This window comes from Pelotalea chapellei (assembly GCF_018531195.1).
Lineage (GTDB): Bacteria > Desulfobacterota > Desulfuromonadia > Geobacterales > Pseudopelobacteraceae > Pelotalea > Pelotalea chapellei.
Genome location: NZ_JAHDYS010000004.1, coordinates 20687 through 43931 on the forward strand (window position 1 = coordinate 20687; position 23245 = coordinate 43931).

Here is a 23245-nt window from a genome sequence, read left to right on the forward strand (position 1 = left end):
GACGGCGGCTCCTACAGCATCAGATAATAGAGCGGAAAGATGAAGATCCAGATCAGATCCACCAGGTGCCAGTACAGGGCGCTGTTTTCCAGAAGGACGTAGTCGTGACTGTGGATTGCTCCGCTGCGCACCTTGAGCGCCACCCAGCCCAGCAGTCCGGCACCGATCAAGACATGCAGCCCGTGAATGCCGGTGCTCAGGTAATAGAGACTGAAAAAGATCGATTCGCCGGGAGCGCCCTGAATCAAACGTGGGGAATTGGGAAAGATGCCGTGCTGAATCTTGGCGCTCCACTCCAGATACTTGATCAGCATGAATCCTGCGGCACACAGAACTGTTCCCCCCAGAAGCCCCATGGTCAGGCGCTGCTGCCCCCGCTGAACGGCTGTGACAGCCATGGCTGCCAGCAGACTGCTGGTGAGCAGGATGACCGTATTGATCGTACCCAGAACCAGGTTGAGCTGGTGTCCCCCTGCGGAGAATTCTTTGGGATAGCGGGCAAGGTAGACTGCATAGAGAATGAACAGGCCGCCAAACAGGAGCAGTTCGGTAAACAGAAACAGCCACATGCCAAGCTTGTCACCGTTGTAGTCAGTATGTTTCGGGTGACTCATGGCCGGCCTGTTCCTGTGAAGTCATAGGGCCCGTGGGTTACCACCGGTTCCTCTATGAAATTCTCCGTTGGCGGAGGGGTGGGGATACTCCACTCCAGAGTGGCGCCCCCCCAGGGATTGCCGGTGAAGGGTGTCCCCCGAAAGAGACCGCGAAACAGGTTCATCAGCATGATCAATAGTCCGATCGCCAGGATCCAGCTGCCAATGGTTGAAACCAGATTCAGGGTGGTGAACTCCGGCAGGTAATCGTAATAACGTCGGGGCATGCCCTTCATGCCGAGAACTTTCATGGAGAAATAGAGGACATTGAAGCCGACGAACATCAGGGCCCAGGCAACGATGGCGCCCCTTTGGGAGTAGGTGCGCCCGTAGAACTTGGGCAGCCAGTAGTGCATGGCAGCAAAGAAGGCGAAGCCGGTGCCGCCGAACATGACATAGTGGAAGTGTCCGACTACGAAGTGGGTATCATGCACATGCACATCGGTGGCGGCGGCCCCCAGAATCAGGCCGGTCAGACCTCCGATGGAAAAGAGCAGGATGAAAGAAAGAGCGAACAGCATCGGCGCTTCAAGAGAGATCGAACCTTTGTAAAGAGTCGAAACCCAGTTAAAGACCTTGATGGCCGAAGGAATGGCAACAATGAAGGTCAGAAACGAGAAGACCAGCACGGCGTTGTCGCTCATGCCGCTGGTGAACATATGGTGCCCCCAGACCAGGGAACCGGCGGCGGCAATGGCCAGACTAGAGAAAGCGATCATCTTGTAGCCGAAAATCGGCTTGCGCGAAAAAACAGGGATGATATCGGAGATGATCCCCATGGCGGGCAGGATCATGATGTACACCGCCGGATGGGAGTAGATCCAGAAGAGGTGCTGAAACATGATCGGGTCCCCTCCCCGGGAGGGGTCGAACAGGCCGGTGCCCAGCACCCGCTCGGAGAAGATCAGCACCAGCGTGATTGCCAGGATCGGCGTAGCCAGGATCTGCACCCAGGCGGTGGCATACAGTGACCAGGTGAAGAGCGGCAGGCGGGTCCAGGTCATGCCTTCCGCCCTCAAGCGGTGGATAGTGGTAACGAAATTGACCCCAGTCAGAATGGCGGAGAAACCGAGGATGAAAACCCCGACCACAGCCAGGGAGACATTGGTGCCGGTGCGGGTGCTGAAGGGGACGTAGAAGGTCCAGCCGGTGTCGGGTGCGCCTCCGCCGGTGAAGAGAGAAACCAGAATAATCACGGCGCCGGCCAGATAGAGCCACCAGGAGAAGAGGTTCAGACGCGGAAAGGCTACATCCCGGGCACCGATCTGGATCGGCATGACCAGATTGCCGAATGCGCCCGGAAAGCCGGGGAGAATGAAGAGAAAGATCATTACCACGCCGTGCACGGTAAAGAGGGCATTGTACGTCTGGGGGCCCATGATGGTGCGCCCGGGGGCCATCAGTTCAATCCGCAGCAGCAGCCCCAGTGCGACCCCCACCAGAAAAAAGGTCAACACCGAGTAGAAATACAGCAGGCCGATGCGCTTATGGTCGGTTGAAAAGATCCAGGAACTGATACCGGTTCTGCCGGTATCATTCCAGAAATTATCGGGTGGTGCAGTGGTCATTGAAACTCCTTTGAATCTAGTGGGGACAGTGCGGCTACGCTGCGGTTAAGAGGAGAAGGGGAAAAACTTTAACCCCATCACCCCGTTTTCTCGTCACCCCGTTTTCTCGTATCCCCTTTACCTTTCCGCCTCTTGCCCCCAAGGATCAGGAAGAGCAGAAAACTGCCCGCACAGAGTATCACCACCGTGGCACTGACCCGCAGCAGATTAAAGACATAGGTCTTGCCATGGGGGTCGAAGCTGAAACAATACTCCACCATTTTGGCGACGGTGACTCCCACCTTTCCTTCCCGCGCTTCCAGCAGCGCCAGGCTCAGGTCCTTGGCGAGAAAATTTGTTCCGTACAGGTAGCGCACAATGGTGCCGTCCCCGGACACGATCAGGCTGGCTGCCGGATGAATGAAGTCGCGCCCCCTGCGCTGGAAGCGATAGCCAACGGCGCTGGTCAGACGATGGATCGACTCACTGTCGCCGGGCAGAAACCGCCAGCCCGTTTCCGGGAAGGGGGTGCTGATTGAGGCAAGGTGCATCCGCTTTGCACGAGCCGCCTGGAACGGGGCTTCCGTGTCATCAAAGCTGATCGACAGCACCCGGTAATCCTGCCCCGGCCGGGCAGTAAGCTGCGGCAAGACCCGGGCCAGACCTCCTTGAAGGAAGTTGCAGATGTTGCTGCAGCTGTAATAGACCGGCAGGATGATTGTCGGACCTTTAATCAGCTCTGCCAGGGTTACGGCCTGGCCGTCTTCATCGCGGAAAACGAGATTCAGGGGGATCTTGGAGCCAAGCCGTTCATCCAGCCCTACTCCGCTCTGATCCTGCTGTTGCAGGGGATGCCGGTGTTCATCGTGCTGATCCTGGGCGGGGACAACAGTCGACTGCACCGCCAGCAGAACCAGCAACATGACCAGGATACGGAAACCGGAATTGTAGAGCTGCATGATCATGCATTCCCCATACTGTCAGCGGTAGGTTTTGCGCAAGAGGTGAAACAGCAGCGCTGCCAGCAGGGATGCGCCAACCGCTGCGGCACCAGCTTTGCGGCGCTGAGCCCCTACCTGGTCCAGTCTGGCCAGAGCCTGGTCGATTTTCTGTATCTCGGCCCGAATCGCGGCTGTCTCCCCCTTGATCCTGGTCAAATCAACGTTGTGGAACAGTGTGTGGAAGCGGTTGCGTGTTGCGAAAAGCCCTTTCTCCAGCCGGTCCGTATCCGCACCGATCTGCTTGTAGGCGGCTATGCGCATGTCGGTGGCCAGCAGCATGGCTTCAGTGGCCTGCATGGCGGCCTTGATGGCCCCGGCACGCTCGTAACTGTGGCAGCTGCTGCAGCTCTTTTCGTTGATCAGATCGAGCGAGGCCTTGACGACCCGATGGTTGCCGTGACAGGTGACACAAGTCGGCCCTCTTTTCCCCAGTGCACGGCCATGGGCGCTGGCGAGATAATCCTTGAGGACCCCCACATGGCAGCGGCCGCAGAAGGCTGGTATCTCTGTCTGCCGGGGAACACCGAGAAAACCACGGGCCGGGTTCATCGCATCGGCCATGTCCTTTGGATCGCCGCCATGGCAGTTGTTGCAGGCAATGCCGTTTTCGGCATGGATACTGGCCCGCCATAGGGCAACCGGGCGGCTGTACTGCTCCGGCAGGTTGGCGTGGCACTGCAGGCAGACAATTTCATTTTCGGCCGAAAGCGCCGGAACCGGTCGCGCCAGCACAGTCAAAGCTGCAAGAATGCAGAGGGTCCAGACAAACATGCCGTTCTTTTTGGAAAGACTGAAGTAGTTCATGAGTAGTGCCCCCAGATGCTCAGTCCGATCCAGAGCAGTAGACCAAGAACAGTACAGGTCATGAACACGGGACGCTTCAGGGGGTGTCGTTCCGCACCCCGGTCTATGAAGGGCAGCAGCGCCAGAAACGTCATGGCCAGCCCCTGCACGGCCAGGCCGATGATTTCACTGGGGAATATCTTCAATGTCTGGTAGTTGGCCAGAAAATACCATTCCGGCTTGATGTGGGCCGGGGTCAGGTAGGGGTTGGCCGGGACAAAGGCTGCTGACGGGAAAAAAACATAGGGATTAAAGAAGACGACCGCAAGGAAAAAAGCCAGATACAGTGAGATGGAGCGCAGGTCTTCGAGGAGGTAGTTGGGGAAAAAGGGGATTCCTCCCGGATGCTTCTCGTAGTGATAGCTTTCGCCTGTCCAGTGGTTGCTCGTATCCGACCGGCCAAAGGGGGGACTGGAGATGCCGGTGCGCTTCAGCAGGAAGAGGTGGACTCCGATCAGGGCGGCAATACCAGCCGGAATGAGTGCCACGTGCAAGGCGAAAAAACGTCCCAGCGTATGGGGTCCGACCTGCTTGCCCCCTCTCAGAAACTCCACCAGAAACTGACCAATGACAGGGATGGCGCCAACACTGTTGGTGGCTACGGTGGTGGCCCAGTAGGAAAGCTGGCTCCAGGGCAGCAGGTAGCCGGTCAGGGAGATTGCCTGAACCAGACTCAGCAGAATGAAGCCGGTCAGCCAGTTCAATTCCCGGGGGCGCTTATAGCTTCCCATAAACAGCACCGACAACATGTGCAGCAGCAGCACCAGCACCATCATGTTCGATCCGACGGCATGGCACATGCGGATCAGCCAGCCGAAGGGAACCTGGTTCATGATGGTTGCAACGCTGGTAAAAGCCTTGTCCGCATCGGGCACGTAGTAAATCAGCAGCAGGATTCCGCTGACCACCTGTAGCGCAAAGATGAACAGCAATACGCTGCCCAGGGAGTACCATGCATTGATGTTGCGAGGGAGCAGGTAACCGGTCAGCTCTCGAGCCACCACTTCGCGCGCATTTATACGCACATCGAGCCATTCATACAGTTTATCAAGCAGGATCATACTTTTTCCTTGCCTCTTTTATAGTTCAGCGACAGACAACCATTCACCCGACGGTAATCACGCCCTTGGCTACCGAAACCGGCAGTTTGGCAAGTGCCCGGGGGGGAGGCCCGGCCAGCACCACACCATCAGTACTGAACTGACCGCCATGACAGGGGCAAACGAAACTCATGCGAGCCTTGTCCCACTGCACGATGCAGCCCAGGTGGCTGCAGACGGCAGAAAGCGCAACCAGTTCGCCCCCCTTCTTGCGCACAAGCACTGCGGCAGAACCGGCAAAATCGAAAAACTTCACAGCTCCCTCCGGCAGGTCCTGCTCAGCCATGGAGAAGGTGCGTCCGGCTTCATCTCCGCTCCTGGGAGTGAGGTAGCGGTAGACCGGCCACAGCACACCTCCCGCTGCAGCAGCACCAAGACCACCCAGGCAGACACCTAGAAACCTTCTTCTGGCTTCATCTTCCATACAGCCCCCTGTTTATTGACTCTCTCATGAAAACCTGCAATTTTTCTATCTACACCCAACTAAACGGGGATGTCGAGCACAAATGAGAGTAAGCCCGGCTACCCCCTTTTTTTCAACAGGATAAATGGGTGTACCGGAAAGCGGTTGCGCATCCAGTTTTCACATGATAGGTAATAGGCATGACCGAAGAAAAAGTACTCCCTTTCATTGAACACCTGGTTGAACTTCGCAAACGCCTGATGGTTATCGTGATTGCTGTTGTGATCGGCATGGGGGTTGCCTGGAACTTTTCCGGCGACATTCTCAACTTCGTGGAAAAGCCCCTGACCGGCACAACCTACCTTACCGACATCAAAAAGAAGATTTATACCAAGGTAAAGGAAGTCTCTCCCGCCCTCTATACCCGCTACAAGCTGGGCGATGAAATCAACGCCCCCCACAAGGCGCGGGTCCTCAACTACAGCGCGCCGCTGGAACCATTCTTCATCCAGTGCAAGATATCCATGCTTGCAGGCTTTGTCCTGGTTCTGCCGATTGTTTTCTATCAGATATGGCTGTTCATAGCTCCGGGACTGACCCGAAAAGAACGCCATATGGTTGTGCCCTTCGTTACGGCTGCCACTGTCACTTTTTGCGTTGGGGCCATGTTTTTCCTGATCGTAATCTGGCCGGTCATCATCAATTTCTCCCTCTCCTACGAAGCGGAGGGCTTGCAGAGCTGGTTCAACATCAGTGCCTACATCAATTTCTGCCTGCGTCTGATCCTGATGTTCGGGCTAATCTTTGAGCTCCCTGTCCTGACCCTGGTACTGGCGCGCTTCGGCATCGTCAGTTATCAGTTCCTGGCTCCAAAACGCAAGTACGCGCTGTTGGCAAGTTCTATCATCTCGGCCTTTCATGCCGATCTGATCACTATGTTCGTGATCATGATCCCCCTCTACCTGATGTACGAAATCAGCGTCTGGGTTGCCTTGATCTTTGGCAAGAAAAAGGTTCCCGTTGAGCCGGAACTCACAGAAAGCTGACTTCAAGGAGGTATCTCATGTCCAAGAAAATCGGAATTCTTACCGGCGGTGGCGACTGCCCCGGATTGAATGCGGTTATACGGGGCGTGGTCAAGAGTGCTGTCATACGGCACGGCTGGGAAGTAATCGGCATTGAAGACGGTTTTGATGGACTGCTCGACATCAACAAGTGTCGTCCCCTCACCCTTGAGAGTGTCAGGGGCATTCTGCCCCGCGGCGGCACCATCCTCGGCTCTACCAATCGAGGTAATCCTTTTTTATTCCCCATGGAAGAAAATGGCCGGACCGTGCATGTTGATTTTTCTGATCGTGCCATTGAAAACATCCGTTCCCTGGGATTGGATGCATTGATTACAGTCGGTGGCGAGGGATCCCTGAAAATTGCGCTGGAGTTATGGAAAAGAGGGGTGCCGGTGGTCGGTGTGCCAAAGACCATTGACAACGACCTGCGCGAAACAGATTTCACCTTCGGCTTCAACACCGCTCTCGAAACCGCCACAGACGCTCTGGACAAGCTGCACACGACTGCTGAAAGTCACCACCGGGTAATGATTATGGAGGTAATGGGGCGCTATGCTGGCTGGATTGCCCTTGAGTCAGGCATTGCCGGCGGAGCCGATGTTATTCTGATACCTGAAATTCCCTATGATATAGAAAAGATCTGCCAGGCAATCAGACGACGCTGCGAGCGCGGCAGCCGCTTCAGCATTATTGTCGCTGGTGAAGGCGCTTTTCCAATCGGCGGTGACAGGTTGGTTGCCAAAGGGCCGGATGAGCGTAATGCCATTGAGCGCTTGGGCGGCATCGGTCAGTTTGTGGCCCATCAGGTCGAAAAATGCCTGGAGATGGATGCACGGGTCATGGTGCTTGGGCACCTGCAACGCGGGGGTTCGCCCAGCACGTTTGACAGGGCCTTGGGCACGCGCTTTGGCACAAAGGCGGTTGCAATGGTAGCTGCCGGCCAGTTCGGCCAGATGACCTGCCTCAAAGGGAGAACCATCGGCACAGCCTCCATTGAATCCGCTACCAACGCATTAAATACTGTGGATCCCGATGGAGAAATCGTCAAGGCTGCCGAAGATATCGGAATTACGTTGGGACGTTAAATTTCTATCGAAAATTCGCTGTTTTTTCTGTTGACAGCCGAGGCAATTACGGTTAAAAGAAGACTTAATTGGTCTTTTAGGGGTTTTCATGATGGAACTGACCCGCAAGGGTGAATATGCAATACGAGGTATCGTATACTTGGCTTCACGCCCCGCGGACCAGGTGTGTCTTCTCAGCGAAATTGCAAAAGCCGTTGATGTTCCTCAAACCTTTCTTGCCAAAATATTCCAGCAATTCAGCAAAATAGGCCTGGTCAGATCTTACCGCGGTACCGGTGGTGGTTTTATTCTGGGACGCACATCGGACAAAATCACGTTGCTGGAAGTAGTAGAGGCAGTTGAAGGCCCCATCATACCCAATCGTTGTGTCACCGGTGCCGGAGAGTGTGACCGCAGCAACGCATGTACTGTTCACCCTGTCTGGCTAAAAGTTCAGGATCAGGTACGTGATCTCTTGAACGGCATTACCCTCAAAGAATTGTCAGGCCAATAGCAAAAAAAATTTGTCTCCATTTAAGACCAATTTAGTCTCTTTAAAACATTGTTAGCAAAAAATTTTAACCAAAAGGAGGACATATGGATGCACTGATGCTCAGTCGTATTCAATTCGCCGTGACCTGCATGTTTCACTTCATTTTCGTGCCTCTCACCCTGGGAATTTCAGTCATGATCGCCTGGATGGAAACCAGATATGTCATGACCGGAGACGAGATGTGGCTGCGAATGACCAAATTTTGGGGAAAGTTGTTTCTGATCAATTTCGCACTGGGGGTCGTTACCGGAATTACGATGGAGTTCCAGTTCGGCATGAACTGGGCCGAGTACTCGCGTTATGTTGGTGATATTTTCGGGGCGCCACTTGCAATTGAAGCCACGGTAGCTTTTTTTCTGGAATCAGTATTCATCGGCCTGTGGATCTTCGGCTGGAACAAGGTTTCCAAAAGAGTCCATGCTATCAGCATCTGGCTGGTGGCAATAGCCACCAATCTTTCGGGCCTTGTAATCCTGCTTGCCAATGGCTGGATGCAGCACCCGGTCGGCTTCGTGCTGCGCAACAATCGTGCTGAAATGGTTGACTTCCTGGCTGTGCTTACCAATCCCTATGGTTTGATAAAATTCGGCCACCAGTTGCTTTCGGGATACACAGTTGCAGCCTTCTTTGTGATGGGGATTTCCGCCTGGCACCTTCTGCGCAAGAATGAAATCGATCTTTTCAAGCGCTCTTTCCGTCAGGCTGCAATCTTCGGGCTCGTAGCAGCCATCCTGGTAGCTTTACTCGGTGATATGCATTCAGTTGAAGTAGCACGAACCCAGCCGGCCAAATTTGCTGCCATGGAATCCATATGGGAAACAAAAAAAGGTGTGGGAATGAATTTGCTCCTGCTGCCTGATGTGACGGCAGAGTGCAACCTGGTGGAAAAATTCTGCGTGCCCAACATGATCAGTATGCTGGCCTTTCACGACCCCAATGCAGAGATCAAAGGACTCAAAGACATTCCAAAAGACGAACGCCCCCCTGTCCTGCCCGTTTTTGCCAGCTTTCGCACCATGGTTGGACTCGGTACTTTCTTCATCCTGGCAAGCCTGCTGGCAGTTTTCTTATCATTTAAAGGAAACATAGAATCGCAGCGTCTGTTTTTGAAGCTGCTCGTGTTTTCCATACCGCTTCCCTACATTGCCAACCAGCTTGGATGGGTCGTAGCGGAAGTAGGTCGCCAGCCCTGGATTGTTTACGGAGTGCTGAAAACAAGCGATGCCGTCTCCAGGAATGTCTCCGGCATTCAAGTGGCGGTATCCCTGGCGGGCTTCACGCTGCTGTACACCACGCTCGGTATCATCGACATCTATCTACTGTTCAAATATGCACGTAAAGGGCCGGAAACGGATATCTCCGAACTTATCCACCTGCAGGGGAGGGCATAACACATGGAACTGTCCATATTTCAGATTACCTGGTTCATCCTGTGGGGTTTTCTTTGGGGAGTCTACTTCATGCTGGACGGTTTTGTCCTGGGACTGGGCTTTATGTCAAGGTTCCTGGCAAAGAATGACACAGAGAAACGTGTCTTGATCAATACGGTCGGACCGGTGTGGGATGGCAACGAGGTCTGGTTGGTTACAGCTGGCGGGGCTACTTTCGCGGCGTTCCCCACCACATATGCACTCATGTTCAGCAATCTGTACACAGCCTTGCTGCTGCTGCTCTTTGCTCTAATTGTACGCGGAGTGTCGTTCGAGTTCCGCGGCAAGATAGATGGCGCACCATGGAGAGCGGGCTGGGACACTGCCATCACCATTTCCAGCTTTTTGCCGGCACTTCTGTTCGGAGTTGCCTTCGGCAACATCTTCGAAGGCATTCCGATGAGGAACGACTTTACTACCGCAACCTTCGCCTATGAAGGGGGGCTGCTCTCCCTGCTCAATCCTTACGGCCTGCTGACAGGTGTGCTGTTCGTGATGCTGTTTGCCGTTCATGGTTCGCTCTATGCCGCAATCAAAACCACCGGGGAACTATCGGACAGGGCCGCTGCTATGGCGTCCAGACTGTGGTTGCCTCTACTGGTGGTCGCCGTGGCCTTCCTGGCCTATACCTATCCCGCCACCAAACTGTATGACAATTATCTTAACTCTGCAGCACTACTGGCAATCCCTCTTATCGCCGTGGGATCGCTGCTCATGTTGAAAGTAAGCGCTTCCACCGGCAGATTACACAGGGCCTTCACCTTCTCCTGCCTTACGATTGCCTTTGTCTGCTTTACCGGCGTAGCCGGGCTTTTCCCCAATTTAATCCCTTCCAGCATAGATGCCGGTTCTAATCTCACTATCTACAATTCGTCTTCAAGCCTGTACACCCTCAGGATAATGACAGTGGTAGCCCTGATCTTTGTCCCGATTGTCATAGCGTACAAGATCTGGGTGTATAGAATCTTCCGGTCCAGGATTACAAATGAAGACGTGCTGGGTGATTCTGAAGCATATTAAATTAGTTAACTCTATGTTATTATAATATTTTCACTTGAATTACTTGACAAATACAACAAGTAAAGTATAAGAGTACGTACATAAACAAGCCCTTCCAAAGTCTCGGACAACCGGGACTTTGGCATTTCAGGGGCATAAACGAATGAAAGGAGTTTCAGCCGGATTCCTCTGAATCCCCGCTTAGGCGCTCGCGCCGGTCCGGCAAAGCCGATACAACCGACCCTCTATTATTATGAAAAAAAATCTAATTTGTTTGTCATGCCTGCTCCTTCTGACCGCTTGTGAGAATACACCCTCAACCGTAAAGATGACTGAGCAGCCCATAGCAGCAACCGTGACAGTGGATTCACCACTTGACCGAGAAATCAGGGGAATACTTGAAAAAGGTGTTTCCATGACTGAACGCAAACGTCAGGTGGCGGCCATTGAAGCATCCTTCCAACGCTTCACCACCATGGAGCGAGCCCGTCAACTGGCGGCTCTCTGTTTCACCAAAACCCTCGGCACCCCGTTCCTCCCTTTTGATCTGGCTGAAATTGCACTGGCAGAAACAGGTGGTCACCGACTTTCGGCAGCCGCCATTTCATCCAAAGGCGCTCTCGGAGTCTGGCAACTCATGCCGAGCCGCGCCAAAAGCCATGGCTACAGCCCCCAAGACATGAAAAATGATGAAAAATGCGCTGAAGCCGCGGTACGCGAGCTGTATAGCAAACTTGAGATGGCTCAGGGGAATCTTGAGCGCGCTAAAAAGCTCTATTGTGGTCAGGGCCCTCAGGCAGATTTTTATCTAAAGAAAGTGAAACGAATTCGTCAGGAAATGCTGGTTGTGCTGGAGAAACAGACCGAACGTCTGGCCATGGGAGAAACCGGTATTCTTACCCGCTGATGCATGCGGGTAAGGATATTGACGCACTACAACCATATCACCCAAAGGTCAACATCACTCATTTCTATCCCTGTCAACTGAAGTTCCCACGCTATCAACACTCCACGGGGACACTGCTGTACATGCTGAACACAAACCAGCAACTTTGTTACTTCCCAACCATATGCATCCTCCCCTCTGCATCAACCGTCTCCATTCATTTCCGAACCGTTTACTACAACTTCTGGCGGGTCTTTTTACTTGATAACAAAGCTGCCGCTCTGTTATAGTTTGCGCCATTTACGTCTATTGACAATAACTTATGCGAAGAGCCTCATTCTCTCAAGGGAGATGTTTTGTGAAAAATGTTTCGTCTCCATACACCAGTAGCCTTACCCTGCGCACCAAAATGGTGCTACTCTCTTTAGCGGCCATCTGCGGCATCCTGGTTGTAACCATCATGAGTATGTTCCTCCTGAACGAAGCCCGCATCGGCGGACCTGCGTACAAATCTATTCAAAGAAATAAAGACGCACTGGAAAGTACTGCGCTGCTTAAAGCAGACCTTTACCAAATCCATGGCGAGATGAAGACATTTCTGAACAAAACCGATTCCGCAGAGATTCATCGCAATGAAGTTGCCATCACTAACTTAATGAATGACATTGAGCTTAATTTCGGAATTGTGCTTGAGTCTGTTGAATCGGAAGAAAAACGTGCAGCCATTAACAAGGCTGAAACAATCTGGAAAGAGTACCAGAAGACATTGCAGAAGGAAATTTTGCCAGCCGCTTTAAAGGGAGACATTGCCAGAACCACCTCCCTGATAAACGGCGTTCAGACGCAGCGCTTCGAAACCTTCATCAAGTCAGTAGCCTTGATGGTCGATCTTATCCGCAAAGATGTAACCAAAACCGAGGAACAGGTTGCTGCAGGCATCAGAAGCAAAAGCATGTTTGCAGGGCTGGTGACCTCCATGATTATCGGCATGATCGCCCTTTTGTCTTACCTGATTACTATCTACACTACCCGCCCCATGCGGGCCTGCCTGGAATTTGCCCAAGGGGTGGCGGGCGGTAAACTGGATGCCAGGCTCAAGGTTACTGGAGGTGGCGAAGCAGCTGAATTGGCTGCTGCCATGAACACCATGGCGGAAAATCTCCACAGCATGGTGTCGCGGATCAGTTCAGCAAGCGGTGTACTCACCACCATTGACCATAGCATTGAAAAGGCCTCACGCCAGATGGTCAAATCTGCTCACATGCAGGAAAATGCTATCAAGGAAACCTCGCAAGCTGTAGAAGATATTGAAGAATCTATCAATGAGGTATCAGAAGGGGTAGACAAACTTTCCACTTCAGCGGCTGAAACCTCCTCTTCCAGCCTTGAAATGGCAGCCAGTATCGAAGAAGTTGCCATCAGCGCAGACAAGCTCAGTGAATCTGTCGATGAAGTCAGCTCATCGATCCTGCAGATGACCTCCTCAATAAAGGAAATTGGTTCCAGTATCGTCAACCTGCTGGACGCCTCCAATACTACGGCCTCTTCCATCGCCGAAATGGACGCCACCATCCGGCAGGTAGAAAAAAATGCCATGGACACCTCCGCCATTTCCGAAGGAGTCAAACACGACGCCGAGACAGGAAAACAGGCCGTTGAAGAAGCCATTGCCGGCATGCAGGCAATACGTGATGCTTCACGCATTACCGCTGAAGTTATCGAAAACCTCTCACTACGCGCCACGGATATCGGAGCCATTCTTTCGGTTATCGACGAAGTGGCCGAGCAAACCAATCTCCTGGCACTCAATGCGACCATCATTGCTGCCCAGGCGGGTGAACATGGTAAGGGATTCGCAGTGGTCGCCGACGAGATCAGGGAACTGACCGAGCGCACCAGCAGCTCCACACGGGAAATAGCCACAGTAATTCACGGGGTCCAGGAAGAGACCGGCCGTGCGGTGGATGCCATTAATCTGGCTGAAGAAAGTATCACCGAGGGAGAGAAACTGTCCCAACGTTCGGGTGCTGCTCTGGAGAAAATTGTTGCTGGCGTGAAGAAAGCCAGCGTTCAGATCCATGAAATTGCCCGCGCCAGTGTAGAACAGGCTCATGGTAGCCGCAGCATCAAGGAAGCCATGGAAAGTGTTGCTGAGATGGTCGAACAGATTGCCAATTCTGCTTCCGAACATACCAGCACCAGTGAACTGATAGCCAAAGCAGTCGAGCGAATGAAAGACCTTACTCTTCACGTGCGCCTTTCCACCCGGGAACAGAGCCGTACCAGTGGCTTGATTGCCCATGCAACCGAAGATGTGACCGCTATGATTGAACAATTCCGCGATGCCTGTCGATCCCAGGTACAAAGCTCCGCCATGATCTCCAAGGCTGTTTCTAATATACAGGCATCATCCACTGCCAACACAGAAACAACCAGAGTTATGGAAAGCTCTGTTGCAGGTCTTTCCAAACAAATCGACCTGCTTGAAAAAGAAATGGCAGGATTCAAAATCTAATCGGTCATACCTCTGCAGATCTGCTTTCATCCCCACTACCTGGACATAACATCATGAACAGACTCATACAGCGTTTCGAAACATTGAAACAGCAGAATAGTAAGGCACTTGTAACCTTTATTACTGCCGGTGATCCTGATCTGGCCACCACTGAAACAATGATTCATGTATTGGAAGAAGCCGGGGCGGATGTCATCGAACTAGGCATGCCTTTCTCCGATCCCATGGCCGATGGACCAACCATACAGCTCTCCTCCGAGCGGGCACTGGCCGCCGGCACCACGCTGAGCAGAACCCTTGACACAGTACGCTCGGTACGCCGCAGTTCCTCCATCCCGATCATTTTGATGGGCTATCTGAATCCGATTCATGCCTATGGCTATGAGCGGTTCTGCCGGGATGCCGTTGATGCCGGGGTTGATGGCGTCCTGTTGGTGGATATGCCACCTGAAGAATCAACGCAATTTCTTGAATTTGCCACCACCCATGAACTGCAGGTAATCTTCCTGCTGACACCAACGTCTAACGCTGCACGTATCGCTACTGTTGCCAGGTTAGGCAGAGGTTTCGTATATTATGTAACTGTTACCGGGGTAACAGGGGCTCGCCAGGAAGTATCCAGCAGCATTGAAGCCGAGTTATTACGAGTACGTGACAGCATCAGCATTCCTGTTGTGGCCGGGTTCGGCATATCAACACCGGAACAGGCCGCCAGTGTGGCTGCCCTGGCTGACGGCGTCGTAGTCGGCAGTGCAATTGTCAAACTTTTCCAACAGTACACCGGAAAAGAACTGGAACGGGAAGCAGGCAACTTTGTCAAGTCCCTCAAGCAAGCCCTGTCGAGCCAACTCACTTGACACTGCCTGGTATATCTGTTACCAAACCCTTTCATTTTCGATAAAATTCTTTCTGTTTAACTTAAAAGATTTCGAGGTTCTCCATGAGCTGGTTCAACAAGGAAAAAGCAGGCATAGAAAAATCAGTGGCAAAAAAGAGTAGAGTCCCTGAGGGAATGTGGACCAAATGTCCAGGATGTTCTGAAACCCTTCTTGCTACAGAAATAGATGCAAACTTGAATGTCTGCCCCAAGTGTGGCCACCACTACCGGATCGCCGCCCGGCGCCGACTGGAAGCTCTCCTGGATGGAGCCACCTGGCAAGAATTTGATGCAGGCATTACTTCGGTTGACTTTTTGGAATTCAAGGATGCCAAAAGTTACCAGGAGCGTATTAATGCTGCTGTTGCCAAAGGTGGCTCAAAAGATGCCGTCATCTGCGTCCAGGGTGCAATCGAAGGCGTGAACGTTCAGGTTTCCATCTTCGACTTTTCTTTCATGGGCGGCAGCATGGGGAGCGTTGTGGGTGAAAAAATCACCCGTTCCATTGAACGCGCCCTCCACCTGCGCCAGCCGGCAATAATAATTTCTGCCTCTGGTGGAGCACGCATGCAGGAGAGCATTCTCTCTCTGATGCAGATGGCAAAGACATCAGCTGCACTAGCCAAATTAAAAGAAGCTGGCCTGCCCTTCATCTCCATTCTGACCGATCCTACCACCGGCGGGGTTACGGCAAGTTTTGCCATGCTGGGCGACCTTAACATTGCCGAGCCAAAGGCTTTAATTGGTTTTGCCGGTCCGCGAGTCATTGAGCAGACTATCCGTCAGAAGCTTCCCGAGGGATTCCAGCGCGCTGAATATCTGCTGGATCATGGCATGGTTGATATCATCATCCCACGTACCGAAATGCGTGCCAAGCTAGCCTCCATTCTTAAAATGCTTCACTCCCCTGCTATCTGAAATGCCCTTGTCCGACATGCTGGAGAAACTCTATGCTCGCCGGCGATTCGGCATCCGTCCCGGCGTCGACAGGATACGTCTCCTGCTCGACCGCCTGGGCAATCCCGAGCGCACATTCAAGAGCATCCATGTTGTCGGCACCAATGGAAAAGGATCAACTTCCGCCTTTCTTTCTTCAATTCTGACTGCAGCAGGTCATCGTACCGCGCTGTTCACCTCTCCCCACCTGATCAACTTCAACGAGCGTTTTCGCATCAATGACCATGAAGTCGATGAAGAACGGCTCACGCATATGCTGGAAAAAGTCCTGTCCAATACCCCAGCTGAGGCCACTTTTTTCGAGATAGTTACCGCTCTGGGAGCATTTGCCTTTGCCGAGCAGGGTGTTGAAGTGGCTGTCATGGAAGCCGGCATGGGCGGACGCTCCGACGCCACCGCTGCGCTCCCCGGCATTATGACAATAGTCACCCCAATCTCGCTGGATCATTGCGATTATCTGGGAACAACTGAAGAAAAAATTGCAGAGGAAAAAGCGGGCATTATCGAACAAGGGTCGCTGGCAATCCTGGGCCACCAGACTCCTGCAGTGTTAAATTTCCTGTATTCCCACTGCCGTCATATGGCTTCACGCTGCATGTTTGCTGGAAAGGACTTTTCCGCCGCCTGGGAGAGTGACGGCACACTGACATACCGAGGCCTCAACGTTCATCTCCCGAGTCTTACCCCAGGGATTTCAGGCCGATATCAGGCAGACAATGCCGCTTTGGCCCTGGCGGCCGCCGAACTCCTTGAAACAGCAGGCGTTGTTACTGGAAATCATGCACTTCGACAGGGTCTTGCTGCCGCGCACTGGCCGGGACGCATGGAACTGGTTCCCGGCAACCCTCCCCTGCTGCTGGATGGTGCCCATAATCCGGCAGGCGCCGCAGCCCTGGCCACTTCGCTGGCTGACTACCGCTACAACCGGCTACTGCTGGTTATCGGCATCATGGCGGACAAGGACCGCCACTCAATACTAGCGCCGCTGATTTCCCTGGCATTCACATGTTACTGCGTAACCCCTACTATTGAACGCGCCCTGGATGGAACCGTTCTTGCCGCAGAACTCATGCTAGATGGAGTTACAGCCATAGGTTTCAGTTCAGTGGCCGAAGGCATCACAGCTGCCCGCAAAGAGGCAGGTCCTGGCGACCTGATCGTAGTGTGCGGCTCATTATTTACCGTGGGCGAAGCCAAATCATGGTTACAGGGCATACAATTTGTGGGAGTACGGGGTTAGGAACATGCCATTCATAATTTTGCTGCGGCTTCTGGTATTTCTTGCCTGCCTTATCCTGCTGCCGATAAATTCTTCCAATGCGGAAAACTCCCCTGCCACGGGGAAAGATATTTCAGTCAAAGCTGACAGCATAAACCACGACCAAACAGAGGATATCGTTACAGCCGATGGCAATGTCGAGGTAACGTGGGAAGGGAATCGGCTTACGGCTGAAAAGGCTTCTTATATTCGCGCCAAGGGCGTGCTCATAGCAACGGGCAACGTGATTATGACCAAGGGGGAGAATGTGCTGCGGGGGAGCAGCGCACTTTTTAATTTCCAAACCGGCCAGGGCGACGTAAACAACGCCACTGGAAGTATAGGGTTGTCGAATGCCATGATCAGTGGCAGCAAAATCACCAGAAACGCCGATGGCACATTTAAATTAAACGGTTCCGAACTAACCACCTGCAATGCCCCCACCCCGAGCTGGAAATTTGGCGCCGAAAGCCTTGATGTCAATCCCGAGGGATATGCAATCGGCAGAAATCTGATCTTCTACGTTAAGGACGTGCCGGTGCTCTACCTTCCCTGGATGGCCTTCCCTATAGTAAGGGAGCGCAAATCCGGCCTGCTTATTCCTGATATCGGTTATTCAAAAACCCGCGGCGCAAAAATCAACATTCCGTTTTATCTGGTCATAGCCCCCAACCAGGATGCCCTGTTTAACCTGGATATTCAGTCAAAACGGGGTGTCGGCACCGGCCTTGACTACCGCTATGCACGCAAACGCGGCAGTGAAGGGATCTTCGGGGGGTACCTGATTTATGATTCCCCTCAGGGTCGCTGGCGTGGTCAGGTTGTGCAGAATCATAAGGAAGTACACTCGCCTGATCTGAACCTGCGCATGAACGTCAACCTGACCAGCGACCGTAATTTTCTGCAAGACTTTGGCGAGTTAAATGGTGAATACAATCGTCAATCCAGCGACACCACCGTCAACGCGCTTAAAACATGGCAACACTATGCTCTGACCGCCAACCTGCGCTACACAGAAAACTATTACGCTACCACAAACACAGAAACCCTGCAGACCTTGCCGGAAATCGGGCTGGCTGCAGTCAGACAGCAACTGCTATCGTCCCCCTTTTATTTTGATATGGATGCAACAGCCAGTAATTTCTACCGCGAGACAGGCACCACCGGGCAACGGCTCTATGTTTTTCCCCGTGTCACCGCAGTTACCGGTACCGGAAAATATCTGCACGCTTCGGCATATGCAGGCATGCGCATGCAGGCATACAACACGTCGAACATCCCGGCGGGAAGCAATCTAAATAGCAATGAAAGCCTTTTTCAACCGGAATTGGGTGCAACCCTCTCCTCTTCTCTGAGCAAGGTCTATGGTATTCAAGGCGGCAACCTTAAAAAACTGCGCCACGAAATCATCCCGGAAATTTCATACAGCTATGCACCGGAACGGGATCAGTCACGACTTCCGTTTTACGATTTCTATGACCGCCCGCTCCACCAGAATACAATTTACTATGGTGTCACTAGTCTGCTTGGAGGAAAGTTTGAGGCAGGAAGTTCAATGGAGTACCGGGATATATCCCGGCTAAGATTACTGCAGGGCTACAGCATGGAAGGGTCACGTCGTGACTTGCTGACCATGGTCGACGACCAGCGCCCCTTGACAGATGTGATCCTGGAATCGGAAACGTGGCTTCACCCCCAAGCACGACTTACCTTCGACGCGCGTTACAATGTCTACGACAACCGCGTCTCCAGCGCTACTCCAGGTGTTGAACTGGATGATAAAATGGGAAACAGTGTCGCAGCAAGCTATCGATTGTCGCGTAATTTCGTAGAGTATTTCGAGGGCCGACTCTCGACCAAACTACTCAATCCTTGGACCCTCGGCTACACAGCCCGTTATTCTTTCGACCGCAGTGGTTTTCTAGAGACCGTGTACTCGGCCGAGTATCGTCACCAATGCTGGAGCGTTAATTTCGCCTACCACGAACGCCCCGGCAACCATTCCTTTAACGTCAATTTCAATCTTGCGGGATTGACCGACAACAGCTTCAAATAAACTATTTTTTCTCTCCGCTACTTCAATCCGTACAACTGCCGATATGTAGCAGCCGAAGCATAGACCTTCTTGACGTAATCACGCGTCTCCTGATAGGGGATGCTTTCGATAAACTCATCCTTTTGCAATCCCTTCAGATTCTTTTTCCAGCGAGCCACTGCCGATGATCCGGCATTGTAAGCTGCAACCGAATAAACCACATCCCCATCATACCCCTTCAACAGATCCCGAAAATGCTTTGTCCCCAGTTTTATATTGTATTCCGGTGTTGTCAGCCTGGCCGGATCGAAAGTGCCCTTTTCCTGGGCCACTCCCTTGGCTGTGGCAGGCATGAGCTGCATAAGACCAACGGCCCCCACAGGGGATTTTACGGTGGGAGAAAAGCAGCTCTCAGCCCTGATAAGCGCATAGATCAATGATTCGGAGAGTGTGTTTGCAGCGGTGTGCTGGGAAACGAAATCATTAAAAGCCAGAGGATAACCCGCGCTCCAGAGCGGTAGACTATCCTTTTCCCATTTTGGCTGAACATTTTGTTGGAAAAGAGAAATTACTGCGCCAAAATCGCCAATCTCCCGGTAGAACTGGGCAAGAGCCGGCACAAGGGCTTTTTTGTATCCTATTTTTTTTCGAGCTGCCGTCATCTCGCGGCGGGCTTCATCCACCATCCCCAGAGAAGCCAACAGACGTGGTTTATCAAAAGCAGCAGGCAGCACCGGTACAACAGGTCTTTTCCCCTGTGCAATCTGTTCGCGACAATCCTTGATCCCCTTCTGTTCTCGATACCACGTTGCATAGAAGCCGGCAGGAAACTCATCCTGTAATGCGCGGTAATATTCGACAGCATCCGCATTGCCACCCTTTTCAAGTGTCCGAGCCAACCAGTAGAGTGCCTTTTCGCGCACCCCTTCATTCTTCAGCAATCTTTTAAAAGATTCGGCTGCAAGTGTATTCTCACCTGCAAGATAGTGGCACCAGGCAGCATCCCATGCGGAGCGGGTCATGAACCTGGATTCCGGAAAACCTGAGATAACCTGTTCAAAAAGACGTGCGGCTTCGCCGTACTTACCCTGCCCCCGAAGCAGACCGGCCGCCTCAACCAGGGCATCTGCCGCGAATTCCTGTTTCTTTCCTTCCGCAACCAACTCCATGTACAGTGCAAAAGCGGATTCTTGCTGATCCTGCCGCTCAATGGCTTTGGCATTCCAGAAACGGGCCTCGGAACGTATGGCGGGAACCACACTGGTGGCAGCTTTTGTCAGCGTCTCCTGGGCATTTTTGTAACGCCGCAGACGATATTGGGTAATTCCGATTCGCAGATTGATACGAGAAATCATGCCATCCGGCAGACCCTCCAACGGAATTGACTGAAGCGCCTGCAAGGATGAGGAAAAATCATTCTGACTGAACAGCGAAGAAGCACGGCGTACCAATTCCTCTGCTGTATAAGGTGCCGTTTTTATCCCTGCCTGTTCAAGTTCCTTGAGCCGCTCCTGCGAATTTTGAGACTGCTGAGTCCGGGGGTTATCCAGCCAAATACCGCGGTAGATCTGTGCTGCTCCCAATTTATTACCTAACTCCTCACGACAACGCGCTGATAGGAACAAGACTTCCACCGAATCACTGCCGGAAGGATATTTTTCAATAAAATTATCGCATGCGGTAAGTGCCAGCTTGTAATCACCAGATGCGATAATGCTGTCCACGTACAGCTTTTCCGCCTTGCGAATCAAGGTTGATGCTGGATACGCTTTAGAAATTGCACCTGCCTTGGTAGCGGCCAGACCAAATTTTCTCAGCTTCAGCAGTGCCTCGGCCTGATATAGGGCAGCATAATCGCCAACCAGCGGAAGTCTGGTTTCAGCCTCCGACAGGAGGGCAACAGCTTCTTCATAATTCCCCAACCGCAGGGCGTTAACCCCCAGCAAAAAGCTGCGTTGCGGAGACTCAGAGCTCTTTTTGGCAATTGTGAAGCTTTCTTTGTAATCCTTTTCACGAAACTGTGTCACAGCCTGTGAAAAAAGATCGTCGGCATATGATGAAAGACCGAGCAGTGATACGAGCGACATTCCACTCAGGGCGAAAACAAGCGATCTACGGGTAAAGTGAGACATGATGACCTTTCTTCAGTAAAAAAGTCAGAAGCTTTTGCCTCTGACCGAAAATGGATAGTTCACATAACATGCCTGAGCAGCATGCTATAGCTAATATGATTTCCAGACTTGTTCATATTGCTTAACTCTTGCCGCTTTTCCTGAAAGCCAGAAGTTGGCTGCCCACCCAGTAGTTTGCAAACTGGTAGGCGATGCGACCACTACTGTCGCCTTTCTGCTGGGACCAAAGGATGGCTGCCTGCTCTCCTTCCTCATTCCATTCAATTGTTGTTCCAGCCTTTGCTCCCAACTTTCCAACCCATTGGCGTACCACCTCCAGGTATTGAGCCTGGCTGAATGGGTGAAATCCGACCCACAGACCAAATCGGCCGGACAGAGATATCTTTTCTTCAACAGCTTCGCCGTGATGGATTTCGTTCTTTACCAGCATCGCTCCCCGGTTATCAGTTTCATACTCGGGCAGCAGATGACGGCGATTCGAGGTAACGTAAATCAAGGCATTTTCCGGCGGAGCATACACTGAACCATCAAGAGCGCTCTTCAGCATTTTATAGCTTGATTCGCCTACTTCAAAAGAGACATCGTCAGAGAAGATGATGAAGCGGTAGGGTTGGGTCTTGATGGCATCAACGATATCCGGAAGGTTTACCAGATCCTCCTTGTCAACCTGGACTACACGCAACCCCTGGGCAGAGTAGTTGTTGAGGATGGCGCGCACCAGAGATGACTTCCCGGTCCCCCGAGTACCCCACAAGAGCACGTTGTTTGCCGGCAGGCCGTTCAGAAACTGTTGGGTATTCTCTTCAACGACCCACTTCTGCTCGTCTATTCCCAGAAGATCGTCCAGGCCGATCCGCTCAACATCATCCAGCGCCTCTAGATATCCTGCAAACGAATGTTTCCGCCAGTTGGCCGCAACAGTTGAATTCCAGTCGAGAACCGGTACCGGTCGAGGCAGGATCTGTTCCATGGAGGTCAACACGCGTTTAAGCTGGGCTGTCAGATCGGGATCAAACATCAATTTCTCTTTGAGATTGTCAAAGCAGTGGTTGAAGGGCTTACGGTGACAGCTTCGTAATGATGGCATCCGCCAGTGAGCGGGCCAGTTTCTTGCTCATGCGTTCTTTTCCGGCTGACACAGCCACGCGGTCATGCTCAAAAAAATCATTTTCCTGAATGGATACCTGCACCGAAGGCTCGTTCTTGCCCGGCTCATACAGGTACAGGCGGGATTTCATCTTCATCTCCGTGGAACAGCACCCGCTACTCTCAACATAACCCCAGAGATCACCGGAGATGTAGGTCTGTTTCACAAGCCAGGCAGGCTCGACCTCCTTGAGTTCTTCCTTGAGGATCACAAATTTGGAGATGCGGGTCTTCCTGCGCTGGTCATTAAGACGGTCAACAAACTCGTTAAACACCGGCTCACCGATTTCAGGGGGTACAAGGGTAGTGTCAAAGGGAACAACGTAGACAGCTTCGTAGTCTTTTTGGGTGTTGAAGCTTCCGGAGATTTTGGTATTTGCGCCACTGCAGCCGGCCAGTACAGCCAGAGCCAGCAACATGACAGCAACCATGCGGACTCCCCCCGTCACAGTTTCCGCCGGACAAGTTCTTCCTGATAGAACTTCTGGTAGAGGACCTCATAGTCCCGGCTACCCTGAGCCCTGTTTCGGAGTTTGGCGCGCACGGCATCATCAACCTCATCCGCGACCTGAAAGAATGCGGTCAATGATTGCTTAACGCGGGCCAGCGCCCTACCTTCATCGGTAACATCCGCCAGATCATCACTCCACAGGCGTTTCATGATTTCATGCGACAGGTTGGATATACGATCTTCGGAAAACTGCATCTCTTCCTCCTAACAGGCTGGTGCAACTCAGGTTGTTCAAAAATGGTCAGATCGTCGCAACCGGAGAATGCCC

At 52.5% G+C, this 23245-nt stretch carries 21 protein-coding genes; 11 read left to right on the plus strand and 10 right to left on the minus strand.

Features of this window, described 5'->3' with window-relative positions; translation table 11 throughout:
- Positions 1-11: 11 nt before the first annotated feature.
- The 6 genes from KJB30_RS05070 to KJB30_RS05095 form a co-directional block, all read right to left on the minus strand.
- Positions 12-614 carry a cytochrome c oxidase subunit 3 family protein gene (locus KJB30_RS05070; protein WP_214296859.1) on the minus strand — a complete coding sequence of 201 codons (603 nt, stop codon included), beginning with the start codon at positions 612-614 and terminating at the stop codon, positions 12-14.
- On the minus strand, positions 611-2221 hold the full coding sequence (gene ctaD / locus KJB30_RS05075) for a cytochrome c oxidase subunit I (RefSeq protein ID WP_214296860.1): 1611 nt from the start codon (positions 2219-2221) through the stop codon (positions 611-613). The genes KJB30_RS05070 and ctaD overlap by 4 nt, the downstream gene beginning before the upstream one ends.
- 77 nt (positions 2222-2298) lie before the next feature.
- Entirely contained in the window at positions 2299-3165 is an 867-nt protein-coding gene (locus KJB30_RS05080) for an SCO family protein (RefSeq protein ID WP_214296861.1), read from the minus strand.
- Positions 3166-3180: 15 nt separating this feature from the next.
- Complete coding sequence (locus KJB30_RS05085) at positions 3181-4005, minus strand: multiheme c-type cytochrome (protein WP_246545518.1); 825 nt, start codon at positions 4003-4005, stop codon at positions 3181-3183.
- Positions 4002-5105, minus strand: coding sequence for a cytochrome b (locus KJB30_RS05090; protein ID WP_214296862.1), 1104 nt, complete (start codon positions 5103-5105; stop codon positions 4002-4004). The genes KJB30_RS05085 and KJB30_RS05090 overlap by 4 nt, the downstream gene beginning before the upstream one ends.
- 43 nt (positions 5106-5148) lie before the next feature.
- Positions 5149-5568, minus strand: a complete 420-nt coding sequence (locus tag KJB30_RS05095; RefSeq protein ID WP_214296863.1) for a QcrA and Rieske domain-containing protein — start codon at positions 5566-5568, stop codon at positions 5149-5151.
- Between the two features lie 179 nt (positions 5569-5747).
- Between KJB30_RS05095 and tatC the strand changes: the two genes are divergently transcribed.
- The 11 genes from tatC (at position 5748) to KJB30_RS05150 (ending at position 19209) form a co-directional block, all read left to right on the plus strand.
- Positions 5748-6593: a twin-arginine translocase subunit TatC gene (gene tatC / locus KJB30_RS05100; RefSeq protein WP_214296864.1), complete on the plus strand. Its 846-nt coding sequence runs from the start codon at positions 5748-5750 to the stop codon at positions 6591-6593.
- Between the two features lie 17 nt (positions 6594-6610).
- On the plus strand, positions 6611-7699 hold the full coding sequence (locus KJB30_RS05105; RefSeq protein WP_214296865.1) for a 6-phosphofructokinase: 1089 nt from the start codon (positions 6611-6613) through the stop codon (positions 7697-7699).
- 88 nt (positions 7700-7787) lie between these two features.
- Complete coding sequence (locus KJB30_RS05110) at positions 7788-8192, plus strand: RrF2 family transcriptional regulator (RefSeq protein ID WP_214296866.1); 405 nt, start codon at positions 7788-7790, stop codon at positions 8190-8192.
- An 83-nt stretch (positions 8193-8275) separates the two neighbouring features.
- A complete protein-coding gene (locus KJB30_RS05115) occupies positions 8276-9622 on the plus strand; it encodes a cytochrome ubiquinol oxidase subunit I (protein ID WP_214296867.1) in 1347 nt (448 codons plus the stop codon).
- 3 nt (positions 9623-9625) lie between these two features.
- A complete protein-coding gene (gene cydB, locus KJB30_RS05120; RefSeq protein WP_214296868.1) occupies positions 9626-10681 on the plus strand; it encodes a cytochrome d ubiquinol oxidase subunit II in 1056 nt (351 codons plus the stop codon).
- A 394-nt stretch (positions 10682-11075) separates the two neighbouring features.
- Positions 11076-11567 (plus strand): transglycosylase SLT domain-containing protein, encoded by a 492-nt coding sequence (locus tag KJB30_RS05125; protein WP_281415505.1) that lies wholly within the window; start codon positions 11076-11078, stop codon positions 11565-11567.
- Between the two features lie 337 nt (positions 11568-11904).
- Positions 11905-14061 carry a methyl-accepting chemotaxis protein gene (locus KJB30_RS05130; RefSeq protein ID WP_367618928.1) on the plus strand — a complete coding sequence of 719 codons (2157 nt, stop codon included), beginning with the start codon at positions 11905-11907 and terminating at the stop codon, positions 14059-14061.
- Between the two features lie 53 nt (positions 14062-14114).
- A complete protein-coding gene (gene trpA, locus KJB30_RS05135; protein WP_214296871.1) occupies positions 14115-14918 on the plus strand; it encodes a tryptophan synthase subunit alpha in 804 nt (267 codons plus the stop codon).
- An 83-nt stretch (positions 14919-15001) separates the two neighbouring features.
- The gene (gene accD / locus KJB30_RS05140) at positions 15002-15856 is read left to right on the plus strand and encodes an acetyl-CoA carboxylase, carboxyltransferase subunit beta (protein ID WP_214296872.1); all 855 of its coding nucleotides are present in this window, start codon (positions 15002-15004) and stop codon (positions 15854-15856) included.
- A 1-nt stretch (position 15857) separates the two neighbouring features.
- A complete protein-coding gene (locus KJB30_RS05145) occupies positions 15858-17135 on the plus strand; it encodes a bifunctional folylpolyglutamate synthase/dihydrofolate synthase (protein ID WP_214296873.1) in 1278 nt (425 codons plus the stop codon).
- A gap of 4 nt (positions 17136-17139) precedes the next feature.
- Positions 17140-19209 (plus strand): LPS-assembly protein LptD, encoded by a 2070-nt coding sequence (locus KJB30_RS05150; protein ID WP_214296874.1) that lies wholly within the window; start codon positions 17140-17142, stop codon positions 19207-19209.
- A 17-nt stretch (positions 19210-19226) separates the two neighbouring features.
- On the opposite strand, the gene KJB30_RS05155 is transcribed toward KJB30_RS05150, so the two are convergent.
- The 4 genes from KJB30_RS05155 to KJB30_RS05170 form a co-directional block, all read right to left on the minus strand.
- Complete coding sequence (locus KJB30_RS05155) at positions 19227-21320, minus strand: lytic transglycosylase domain-containing protein (RefSeq protein ID WP_214296875.1); 2094 nt, start codon at positions 21318-21320, stop codon at positions 19227-19229.
- Between the two features lie 121 nt (positions 21321-21441).
- Positions 21442-22338: an ATP-binding protein gene (locus KJB30_RS05160; RefSeq protein ID WP_214296876.1), complete on the minus strand. Its 897-nt coding sequence runs from the start codon at positions 22336-22338 to the stop codon at positions 21442-21444.
- Positions 22339-22378: 40 nt separating this feature from the next.
- Positions 22379-22897 (minus strand): hypothetical protein, encoded by a 519-nt coding sequence (locus KJB30_RS05165; RefSeq protein ID WP_214296877.1) that lies wholly within the window; start codon positions 22895-22897, stop codon positions 22379-22381.
- Positions 22898-22911: 14 nt separating this feature from the next.
- On the minus strand, positions 22912-23172 hold the full coding sequence (locus KJB30_RS05170) for a DUF507 family protein (protein WP_214296878.1): 261 nt from the start codon (positions 23170-23172) through the stop codon (positions 22912-22914).
- Between the last annotated feature and the right edge of the window lie 73 nt (positions 23173-23245).